We start from the raw sequence: 11,418 nt of genomic DNA, 5'->3' as shown, positions 1-11,418 counted from the left end.
TTCTATTTATCGGAGTGGCTGCAGCACTACACTACGCAGTCTGAACAACTCCTTGTTATTTGCCTTTGCCGGTTTTACGGTCAGGTTATAATCGCCCGGCTGATCAATGTGGATAACGCCTACGGCATGGTCGATAAACAGCAAGGGTTTATGACTATCATAGGTGCCGGTGGCCAGTGTGAGGAAGGGCAGCTGCTGGGCGCCCAGTGTTACCAGTCCGGGCTGGGTGGCGCCGGTGGTTTCACAATTATAATCCAGCACTACTTTATAATCGCCGGCTTCCTGCACATGCAGTGGAAACACCAGTGCATCAGCGGGGCTGAGCATGTTGATGGCGCAGTTGTCATGTTTCCAGTCGCCAAAATAATGCGAATAGGTGAATGACTTCGTTTCCGCGGCACCATTAAATACGGCCCACACCGGTGAGATGGTGGTGGCCGGGTATTGGCTGCTTACTGTTTGCGTATGCAGCTGGGAACGGTCCTGTTGCCGGCCGTTGTATTCCATTACCAGTACGGTATTTCTATCGTCTGGCAGGGTGGCAGGCAGGGACACTACGATGTCTGTTCCTGTAGCCTTCCAGGCCAGTGGTTTATTGTCGCCCAGTGTTCTGATGCTTTTTACTTTCGCGTTCACGCCAGGAACTACCAGTTGTCCGTTTTCAGGTTTATGCCAGATGTGGAGGTATAGTTTGCCTGGTTTGCTGGTGGTAACGCCCCATGGCTGTGTAGGGATGAGGCCGTAAGTAGTACCGTAAATACTTTCGCCGTATTTATTGAGCCATCTGCCCGTTTCACGGAGGTATTTGATGCTGTATTCCGGCCATTTTCCGTTGCCATCGGGGCCTACGTTGAGCATGAGGTTGCCGCCTTTGGAAGCAACATTGGAGAGGAGGTGTATTATTTCTTTGGGAGATTTAAAGTTCAGGTCATGCTGAATGTACCCCCAGGAGTCGTTATGCGTATAGATGGACTCCCATGCGCCGGAGATGGGGGTTGGCGGCACTTCGGAGTCTCCGAAGTCGCGATAATCTCCGAGGTTATGTCCTACCCTGCTGCTGAAGAGGCAGTTAGGCTGGAGTTGGCGGAGGCTGTCGATCATTGTTTTGGTTTGTGCCGGGGTAAGTCCACCGGGCATATCAAACCATACGATATCCAGCGGACCGTAGTTGGTGAGCAGTTCTTTCAGCTGTGGTACTGATTTGGTGCGATAGTATTGCTGATAATCTTTGTCAGCTTCTTTAAAGTCCCATCTGTTGCCGCCACCGTTAGGTTCGTGCCAGTCGAGGAACTGGGAATAGTAGAATCCGAAGCGGATACCCTGCTGGCGGCATGCGGCGGCCAGTGGTTTCATGGGATCTTTTTTGTATGGGGAGGCGTCAACGATATCGAAGTCGGTGACTTTGGAATCATACATGCTGAATCCTTCGTGGTGTTTGGCGGTGATCACGAGGTATTTGATACCCGCTTCTTTGGCGATGCCTGCCCATTCTTCCGCGTTGAATCCTGTGGGGTTGAATGACTGTGCTACTTTCGCGTATTCAGCGGCGGGGGCTTTAGCGCGGTTCATGATCCATTCGCCGCTGCCGTAATAGCTGCTGTCGTTCCAGCGGCCACCGAGTTTAGAATAGAGGCCCCAGTGGATAAAGAGGCCAAATTTTGCCGACCTGAACCATTCCAGATTAGGATTGGTGGAATTGGCGGCACCTTTGGTCCACATATCGGGCATATCCTGGGCATTCGAACGTATACACGTGCACGTTAGTAATAAGAAAAGCAGTTTTTTCATCATGTGGAACATAGGCTGGTAAATGCGTAAGTGAAAAAATACTGATACCTGACGGGTTGAGCAAGTGAATTAAAAAAAGGTATCAGGGAAAGGGAAAATCCTACAAAACGGGGGGCAATTTCGGCAGTTAACTAACAGTTAACTAAAAAGACCGAACAATCTTTTTAACTTCGAATTAGTTCCAAAGTACTACACGATTAGTAAGGTAGTGCTGAAGCACGATTAGCAATCACCTTTTTTGACGGCACGGTGTCTGTGCCTGTTTTTTTATCAACTTATTCGTTATAGTTCCATTATCGGGGAACATTATCTGTGAATGTTCACTGTGCCCTTGCAATCGGATGCAAGGGCATTTATTTTTTGGGGTCCTAGTCTGCAACAAGCTAATTACTTTACTGGATATGTTTACAAATCACCATAGATACCCATATGCCATATCGGCAGCAATGTAGCAGCGCAGCAGCCCACAGCTCCTGCCAGGCGTTATTCCAGGATTACCTATAAATTTTTTGTTAATCGCGGATTAACACACTTCTAATTAACATTTGACCATTTGCGGGGTGGTACATTTGTGATGTCTGATATGCAGAACAGCTGGATATCAGACATTTTCAGAATTCTTTAACTCATTTTTCTTAGAAAACAGGTTTACAAACACGGTTTAATTAGCATTTAAATTGCTAAGGTCCCCCTCTTAGCAATTTCAACTTACTTCTAATACTAGATAACACTGGTAATCGCCTCCCATTCCTGGGGGGCGTTTTTTATGCGCCGCTGTTGCTAAAGACCTGGATTTTTAAGATTTCCTTGACGCATATTGATGCGCGGCTATTGAAAAGACCGGATTTTTAAGATTTTCTCGACCCATATTTACACGCCATGATTGCAAAGACCTGGATTTTTAAGATTTCCTTGACGCATAAATGAATAATTATTCGCTTACCTTTGTAATATGAAATTGAAGGATGACAGGAAAGTGGAGCTGATATACCAGGCTGCCCTCAAGCTGGTAGCCCGAAAGGGGCTCGCCGGTATAACCATGGGCGACATCTCCCGGGAAGCCGGCATCGCCACCGGCACCCTCTATGTATACTTTACCGGAAAAGACGAGCTGATCAACGCCCTCTTTGCCTGCAGCCGGGCCAACTCCGTGCAGGTAGCTTTCAGGGGTTATGATCCCTCCCAGCCTTTTAAACCAGGATTCAGAACCGTGTGGATGAATATCCTCCGATATAAACTCCAGCATTTTGAAGAAGTGGTGTTCGTGGAGCAATGCTTCCATTCACCCTATATCACCACCGAAACCAGGGAAAAGGCACGGGAACTGGCTGCCCCCTTCTTTGACCTTATCGAAAGAGGACAACAGGAACAACTGGTAAAACAGGCGGACACCGGTCTGCTCCTCACCTTTATCATGGGCGCCCTCAACGAACTGGTGAAACAAACGCATTACAGCAATGAAACACTCAGCAAACGTAAAATCGATCTCACGTTTGACCTGTGCTGGGATGCACTCAAAGCATAGCAATGAATAAACATTCAGTATAACGGAAACATTAACCACTTAAAATTAAAGTCGTATGTCCGAAATAATGATCGCGGTAGACCTTAGCCCGTTTTCAGCAGAAGTGATCAGTCAGGGCGTAGCACTGGCTCAAAGAATGCAGACCAGCGTTACCCTCTTCTCCGTAGTAGAAGTAGGCCTTGGCATGGCATTACCTGAAACGGTATCAGACCTTCCAGAACGAATCCGCGAAACAGCAGCAGCATTAGAAGATTACAAGACACAACATCCCGGCGCCGACATTAAAATCGTTGTAGCCACCGGCAATCCAAAAGTGGTGACGCTTGAAAAAGCACATGAAGGTGATACCGCCATCCTGGTAGTAGGCACCCATGGCCGCACAGGCATCGACCATATGCTGGTAGGCAGCACCGCCGAATCCATCATCCGCCACGCACGTATACCCGTACTGGTAGTACCGTACAATAAAGCGGATCACTAATCCTGACTAACACTCAACAATCACTAAAACAACAAGGGCTGTGGCGAAAAAACCACGGCCTTTTTTATGCATCCCATATTTATCGGAGTACGAAATAGCTTATCTTTAAAATGGAATAACTAACAATCTCCCCGCCTGCCCCAGTATCCCTAAAATCTGGACTTATTCCCTTTTGCTTATTCCTCAACCAAAGACTTATGAAGCACAACTACGTACCCTCATTGCTCTTAGTATTGCTTTTCGTGTTGCTGACACCCGCCGCCATGGCGCAGCTTAAAGTAGGCGACAACCCAAGCACCATCAACAAAGCATCCGTACTGGAACTGGAAAGCGTCCGCCAGGGTTTACTCCTGCCACGTATCGCAGATACCACCCTCTCGCCCCTCAATACCGCGCCGGATGGTATGATCATCTATTTCACCGGCAACCAAAGCCTGCTGGTACGCCGGGCCGGGTACTGGTCGCGACTGGCCGACAGCCTCTCCATCAGCGCCACCGGCTGGAAACTCACCGGCAACGCCGGCACCACCGCCGCTAATTATATCGGAACTACTGACGGACAGCCACTCTCCATTCGCACCAACGCCACAGAGGCCATCCATGTGAATGCTGACCAAACGGTGCAACTCAAAAATGTTCCGCAAAATACAGCCCTCATCAGCACACTGGTAATCGACCCCGCCACGGGCGCCGTCAGCCAACGCTCCCTGTCGGCTTCCGCTTTTGCAGGCGCTATCGAAAGCATCAACGGACTTACCAACAAAGGCATCACCATCAAAGCAGATACGGCAAATGCTAATTTTGGTGTCACCCCGAATGCGGCCGACAGCTCCGTAACCGTGAACATTCCTATCGTGAACGGCACTACGCAGCGAACAGGTTTGCTGACATATGCGGACTGGCTCTCCTTTAGCAGTAAGCAGCAGGCCATCACCATCGGCGCATTACTGGCTGCTCCCAACCCCAACGGTATGGCCATTACCAATGGTACACTGCAACTGGCACCTGCCGATGCTACCAATCCCGGTGCAGTAAGTACCACCGCTCAAACCTTCGGCGGACAGAAAACCTTCCAGGATAGCTTAACCGCCAGCGCAGGCCTGCGTGTTAACGGAGGCTCCACCATCACCAACGGGGTAAATGTAACCGGCGGAGGCGCTAACATTACCGGCGGCGTAGTACTTGGCACCGTCCCTAACAACGTGAGCACCGCCACCACCACCCTCCTGTTCCGGAACCCCACCACCGGCGCCATTGAAAAAAGAGCAATAGATTCGGCCGCATTCAGCGGAGGCATTAAATCAGTAAATAGTCAAACCGGACCAGCCATCAGCATCGTTAACGGTAAAGCAGGTACGAATGTAAATATCGACAGTACCACTACCGCCAACAGAATCGTTATCAATATCCCGGATGCAAGTGCCACCGCACGTGGTATTGTAACCGATTCCGTACAAACATTTGCGGGCAATAAAACAGTGCGCGATTCCCTCCAGGTGGGCCTCGCCGCAAACGTAGGCGGAACCGCTGCCGCCAATTCCACTTTGCAGGTAAGCGGCTCCATGGCAATGAACATCACCACCCTCTCCTCAAATGGTACGCTGGCAGCAACCGACAATACGGTACTGGTTAACACCACGAGTGGTAGTATCACCGTGACACTCCCGTCTCCCACAGGAATAAGAGGAAGAATTTATACAATTAAAAAAATAGGTAGCGGAGGAATTGATAACAGCCTGACCATCAGTCCCACCGGCGGCACTATCGACGGTGCCAGCACCTACGTGATCTACAACGATTATACCTACGTCACCCTGCAAACAGATGGTACCAACTGGTATGTAATCAGGAAATAACCGGCACTTATCCGATCACCAAATCGTTGGCATATGCAAATAGCCTGTATCACCAAATGGCTGTCGGTATGCATGCTGGTATTCCTTTTTAACAGTGTACATGCACAACAGCTACGACTGGGCGACCTGGGAACATCCGTTACCAGCAAGGCCGCCGTATTGGAGCTCAACTCCAGCAAGCAAGGGTTGCTACTGACGCGCGTACCCGGTACAGCACTGGCAGCAGCTCCGCTGAATACCGCCCCTGCCGGCATGATTGTATTCAATACCACAGACACCAGTTTATACGTGCGGGTGGGATCTACCTGGCAAAAATTAACTGCGCCCAATGTTTCACCGGCATATTATAGCCTGGCAGGAGCAGCCACCAATACCATTCTGCAAACACCCATGAAAATTATTGTTGACTCGGTAACCAACATCAGCTCAGGATTGCCCTTTGTAAACATTCCTGCCGGTTTTTATACACAGATAGTGAATATACAGGCCACCGCGAAAGGTGGTAATACCGCTAATGCAGTACCGATTGTAGCAGTGTATAATTACACCACTACCAGGGTCACGTTTGCAGTAATCGTAGGAAACCCCGGCCTGTTGGGCCTGGGCAACAGTGTGGTCATGGATGGCGATGTAACGCACAAAATATACTATACAATAACCGGGTATTAAATATCACGCTTACGCATAAACGCAAATACATATTAACCATCCTCCTTGCCTGCTGCTGTAAACTGCTGCAGGCGCAATCAGGTACCTGGCTGCATCCCGGCGGCCACATGGCCCTGTTTGGCCAGGATACAGTGGCAGTATTCGGCGATATGACCCATGAAGGCAATATCCTTTCCATGCCAGGCTCCGTGCTCAACTTCTACGGATTAAGGTGGCGCAACAACAGCGGTGCTGCCATCCTCGACGAAAGCAGCGACGGCCTTAGCGGTAATGGTGGCTGGTTCCAGTTCATACAACAAAGGAATATCAATCCTAATGTAGTGTATCAATACATGAGCGGTGGTTATAACGTATCGCAAAATGGCGGTACCATTTTTCCGAACCTGCGGGTATTTAATTCACCAGGGCTGATACTGGACGATCTTAATGATCTCAAAATCAGCCATGAGCTGGACTTACGCAAAGGCAGTATTTTCCTCAACGGCTGGAACCTGGTCGTAGGCCACCATACCCCCGGCACCATCCGCAATTTTTCAGATAGTAATTTCATCGTTACAGATGGCCGCTTCGGCAGCGGATTCCTGTACCGATCCAACCTGCAACCGGCCGATGGAGAAGTAGTTTTCCCGGTAGGCACCCGGCCTTCATCGTTTACGCCTGCGGTAGTTGCCGTAAAAACCGGCAGCAGCACGGTGCGTACAGGCGTCAGCGATAGTGTGCTCGCAGGGTTAACACAGGGCCGCAACCTGTTTACCACCAGCGTAAATAAAACCTGGCAGATCGACCCGCTCACACCAAATACTGAAATGGGTGTAACGCTGGTGCATAAACTATCTGACGAAGGACCAGACTACGAAGCTAACCGCAACAGCAGCTATGTAGCATACTTCAACGGTAGTAACTGGGATACTGCAAGAACCAGGTCGGCGCCGGTTTCACCAAATATTTACACCAGTGGTACACCTAATAAAGCTGCCGCCTTTAATACACGTACTTTCCAGCTACCCGGCAACAACGGTTTCTTTACCAGTATGGTGGCGGAAATTATTAACAGTCCTTCTAAAACTGCACTACAGTTTTTTGATGCCTTCAGGAATGATATTGCATCCGACTCCATCACTTTACGATGGGCTACTATCCGTGAATATTTCCTCCGTGGCATCTCGATCGAACGGAAAAGACTGGATGCTGCTAACTTCGATTCTATTGGCTTTGTGGTCACCAAAAGTCCGAACGGGATCAGCTATGTTCCTGTAGGGTACGACACGCTCGACATCCAGGATACTGAAGAAAGTTTGCTATACCGGCTGAAAGTAATCATGACGGACGGTTATTTTTTTTACAGCCCTATACGGCTCGTGAAAGGAAAATTTGTAGATGGGCAGATCCGCCTGTGGCCTAATCCTGTCAGGGCAGGCACGGTGCTGCATATCTATTACGCGGGTGCGTTGCACATAAAGGCGATGGCGCTCATCGATGTACCAGGCCGCCGGGTTGGCTATACTACTTTCCCGCAACCGCTGCAAAATCGTAACTATTACGAAATAGATGTACCATCCGGTTTGTCGGGCGGCAACTATTACCTGCAGTTCATAGGCGAAGACAACCAAATCATTCACGTCGAAAAAGTAGTCATTATCAATAGGTTATAACAGATTAAAATCAGCTTAAAGTCCGTCGCTGACGGCTGGCGCAGCATAACATGCCCTAACTTTGTAGTAATCAATATACACTGAAGCGATACAGCTATGTCTGGCGGAACCAAATTTATTACACCTGCATTTCTACGAAAACTACATTGGAAAGAACTACTGGCAGTACTGTTTATACTCCTGGCTATTTATTTCTTTCGCGCCGAGCGCCATGAGCTCAAGGCCCTGGTACCTGCCATAGAGCGGGCCCACAGGGGATGGGTAATACTTGGCGTGGGTATAACGGTGGCCTATATACTTTTTCAGGCGGCCATGTATGTCTACAGTTTCAAATCCATTGGAGCAAAACTGAACCTTATCAAAAGCACAGAGCTATTTCTGAAGCGTAACCTGTTGTCTGTATTCCTGCCAGCCGGCGGCATCAGTTCACTGGCTTACCTTCCGCAGAGTCTGAAGCGGGAACACCTCCACAAGCAACAAATTCACCAGGCTTCCGGCATATATGGGTTTGTTGGCATCCTGTCTGTTTTTCTGGTAGGTATTCCTGTAGTGTTGTATGCGATGTTGCATGCAGCTTCCATGCGGGATGCCGCATGGGGATTAGTCACCATCTGCCTGCTGCTGGCAGGGGTGGTGATGTTTGTACGCTCTATGCAGCACAAAGGGCGGATGTATCGGTTGCTCACCAAATACTTTCCTGCTGCGGCCCATCAGATAGATGAGATTTTTACTTTTCAGTTGCAGCTGCCTGCCTTCACAAAAACCATTTTGGCTTCCGTGCTGATAGAGGTGGCGGGCATTGCACATTTATACCTGAGCATGCTGGCTGTTGGGGTAACGCCTTCCATGGAAGCAGCCTGCGTGGGATATATAGTCGCCACCATTTTTCTCATTATTTCACCTTTCCTGCGGGGCCTGGGCGCTATAGAGTTATCGCTCGCCTACCTGCTTACCAATTACGGCTATACATCGTTGCAGGCGCTGGAAATCACTTTATTATTCCGCTTATTTGAATTCTGGCTGCCATTGATTGCCGGTATGTTTGCGTTTGCGCTCAAGGGGAAGGACCTCGTACTGCGCATATTACCACCTATTCTGATTTTTTTACTGGGGATGGTAAACATCTTTTCGGTGTTAACGCCGCCTTTAGCTTCGCGTATGCATATGCTGCGTGCATATATTCCGGGCACTTCCATTCATGCCAGCAATCTGCTGGTGGTATTTCTCGGGCTGGTGCTGCTGGTTACAGCCACCTTCCTCTTCCGCGGCTTGCGGAGCGCATGGATTGTAGCGCTATCAGTTTCGCTGCTCTCCGTGATTGGGCATATCAGCAAGGCGCTGGACTATGAAGAGGCTACCCTGGCCCTGGTTACCAGTGTGATATTGATTATTACAGCGCGACAATATCGTGTAAAAAGTAATCCGCAGCTGGTGAATATCGGTGTGGTGACGGCCATTGCTACTTTTGGCGTAGTGTTGCTGTTTGGGTCTGTTGGTTTTTACTTCCTGAATGTGAAGCATTTCGGCATTGACTTTACCTGGCTGCAATCGTTGCGCCATGCGTTCCATGGCTTTATGCTGCTGGATGACGACGGGCTGGTACCGGTTACCCGCTTCGGGAAGGAGTTTATGTCCGCCATAAGGGTACTGGGCGTAAGTGCGTGGGCGTTTCTTTTCTATACGATCATTCGTCCGTACCTGAAAGTGACGAAGCATAGCAACAGCGCGATGGAGAAGGCGAGGTTCTACCTGAGTCAGTATGGCAACTCCCCTATGGATTACTTTAAAGTGGGGAGCGACAAGCTGCTGTTTGTATCTGATACCTTCGAAGGGTTTGTAGCCTACCGTGTGGCCAGCAGCTTTGCGATAGTGCTGGAAGAACCGGTTTGCAGTGAGGAGAATAAGGAAGGGCTGCTGAGTGAGTTTGAAGAACAATGTAAGAAGATGGGGCTGCGACCGGCGTTTTACCGCGTAGATGAGGATAGTACCTACTATTTTAATCACCTTAAGAAGAAGAAAATGCTGATTGGGCAGGAGGCCATCATGGACCTGCGCAATTTCACGCTGAGTGGTAAGGACAAGAAGTCGCTCCGTAATGGCTTAAACAGTTTGGCCAATAAAGGCTATACCACACAAATACAGGTAGCGCCGCAGCCGGACCAGCTGCTGGCCAGCCTGAAGGCCGTGAGTGATGAGTGGCTGGCGCAATATGAAGTGAAGGAAATGACTTTTTCTCAGGGACTGTTTAATAAGGAGGAAATCCGCCACCAGGATGTGATTACCGTAACAAATGCAGCAGGAGAAGTGGTGGCATTTTTGAACATCATCCCTGATTATACGCCGGGAGAGTGCACCTACGACCTGATTCGGAAGCGTTCTGACGCGCCGGGAGGAGTGATGGATGCCCTGATCATTGCGCTGATACAGGATGCGCAGGCTAAGGGACTGGAAACGCTGAACCTGGGCATGGTACCGATGTCCGGTATTAGTCAGCCGCAGAATACCGCTGAAAAAATGGTGAAGTATGCCTATGAAAAGCTGCGTTTTTTCCGGCATTACCAGGGGTTGCGGGAGTTTAAGGACAAATATGCCACGGAGTGGACCAATAAATACCTGGTGTATGAACACGACTTTGACCTGCTACAGTTGCCGGTAGCGCTGAATAAGGTGATGCAGCCATAACGCAAAGTTTTTGGCATGAACAATGCGAGGAAGACATTGTTCCATAGAAGAACGGCAATGAATATGACCAGCAGGTATTTTACGATTATTTTTACGGCGTTGCTATTGCTCGCCGGTGTACATCAGGCGGGAGCTCAATCCATACCCGGCAATTTACCCGTACAGGTAAAGGCGCCACCGGCGGGTGCTACATCTCCCTTAATATTTTATATCACTGGAGATGGTGGTATGAAGAAATTTTCTGCGAATGTGATAGACGAGTTCCAGAAGCGTACTTACCCTGTAGTGGCGTTGAATGCACTGAAATATTTCTGGAATAAGAAGACCCCGGTGCAGGCGGCGACGGATGTTGCCAATTTGATCCGCTATTACCAGGCGCAATGGAATACTCACCAGGGAATCATATTGATAGGGTATTCGCTGGGCGCGGATGTGATGCCTTTTATTTATACCCATCTACCGGCGGCGATGGTGGCGGAGGTGCAGCACGTGGTACTTTTATCCCCCAGCAGGTTTACGGACATGGAGGTACATTTATCCGACATGCTGGGCAAGGGTGGCAATAAGGGCATGAGTGTACCGGCGGAGATCAATAAGATTTCCAGGCCTTTGTTACTGGTATTTGGGGAAGAGGAGAAAGATTTTAATCTTTCAGAGCTCACGATACCACATTACAAGAAATTAATTTTACCCGGCGGGCATTCCTATGATGAAGATGCTGCGGGTGTGGCGAACAGGCTGATTGCAGGTTTTGCGCATTAGTTT

8 protein-coding genes are annotated in these 11,418 nt (G+C 49.3%); 7 read left to right on the top strand and 1 reads right to left on the bottom strand.

Annotated features, from left to right (window positions below):
* Positions 1-6: 6 nt before the first annotated feature.
* Entirely contained in the window at positions 7-1,728 is a 1,722-nt protein-coding gene (locus BUB18_RS15935; protein ID WP_245805683.1) for an alpha-L-fucosidase, read from the bottom strand.
* Between the two features lie 1,012 nt (positions 1,729-2,740).
* Between BUB18_RS15935 and BUB18_RS15930 the strand changes: the two genes are divergently transcribed.
* The 7 genes from BUB18_RS15930 to BUB18_RS15900 all read left to right on the top strand — a co-directional run bounded on the left by BUB18_RS15930 (position 2,741) and on the right by BUB18_RS15900 (position 11,415).
* A complete protein-coding gene (locus tag BUB18_RS15930) occupies positions 2,741-3,313 on the top strand; it encodes a TetR/AcrR family transcriptional regulator (RefSeq protein ID WP_073082971.1) in 573 nt (190 codons plus the stop codon).
* 55 nt (positions 3,314-3,368) lie between these two features.
* Positions 3,369-3,794 carry a universal stress protein gene (locus BUB18_RS15925; RefSeq protein ID WP_073082968.1) on the top strand — a complete coding sequence of 142 codons (426 nt, stop codon included), beginning with the start codon at positions 3,369-3,371 and terminating at the stop codon, positions 3,792-3,794.
* Between the two features lie 197 nt (positions 3,795-3,991).
* Positions 3,992-5,650, top strand: a complete 1,659-nt coding sequence (locus BUB18_RS15920; protein WP_073082966.1) for a beta strand repeat-containing protein — start codon at positions 3,992-3,994, stop codon at positions 5,648-5,650.
* Positions 5,651-5,683: 33 nt separating this feature from the next.
* Positions 5,684-6,319 (top strand): hypothetical protein, encoded by a 636-nt coding sequence (locus tag BUB18_RS15915; protein ID WP_073082963.1) that lies wholly within the window; start codon positions 5,684-5,686, stop codon positions 6,317-6,319.
* Positions 6,320-6,426: 107 nt separating this feature from the next.
* On the top strand, positions 6,427-7,971 hold the full coding sequence (locus BUB18_RS15910; protein ID WP_073082960.1) for a hypothetical protein: 1,545 nt from the start codon (positions 6,427-6,429) through the stop codon (positions 7,969-7,971).
* A gap of 96 nt (positions 7,972-8,067) precedes the next feature.
* Positions 8,068-10,653, top strand: a complete 2,586-nt coding sequence (locus BUB18_RS15905; protein ID WP_073082958.1) for a phosphatidylglycerol lysyltransferase domain-containing protein — start codon at positions 8,068-8,070, stop codon at positions 10,651-10,653.
* A 63-nt stretch (positions 10,654-10,716) separates the two neighbouring features.
* The gene (locus BUB18_RS15900) at positions 10,717-11,415 is read left to right on the top strand and encodes an AcvB/VirJ family lysyl-phosphatidylglycerol hydrolase (protein WP_073082955.1); all 699 of its coding nucleotides are present in this window, start codon (positions 10,717-10,719) and stop codon (positions 11,413-11,415) included.
* The last annotated feature ends 3 nt before the right edge of the window (positions 11,416-11,418 follow it).

The organism is Chitinophaga jiangningensis (assembly GCF_900142605.1).
Classification (GTDB): domain Bacteria; phylum Bacteroidota; class Bacteroidia; order Chitinophagales; family Chitinophagaceae; genus Chitinophaga; species Chitinophaga jiangningensis.
The sequence above is the reverse complement of the archived record's forward strand: the minus strand, read 5'-3'. Positions and strand labels throughout refer to the sequence as shown.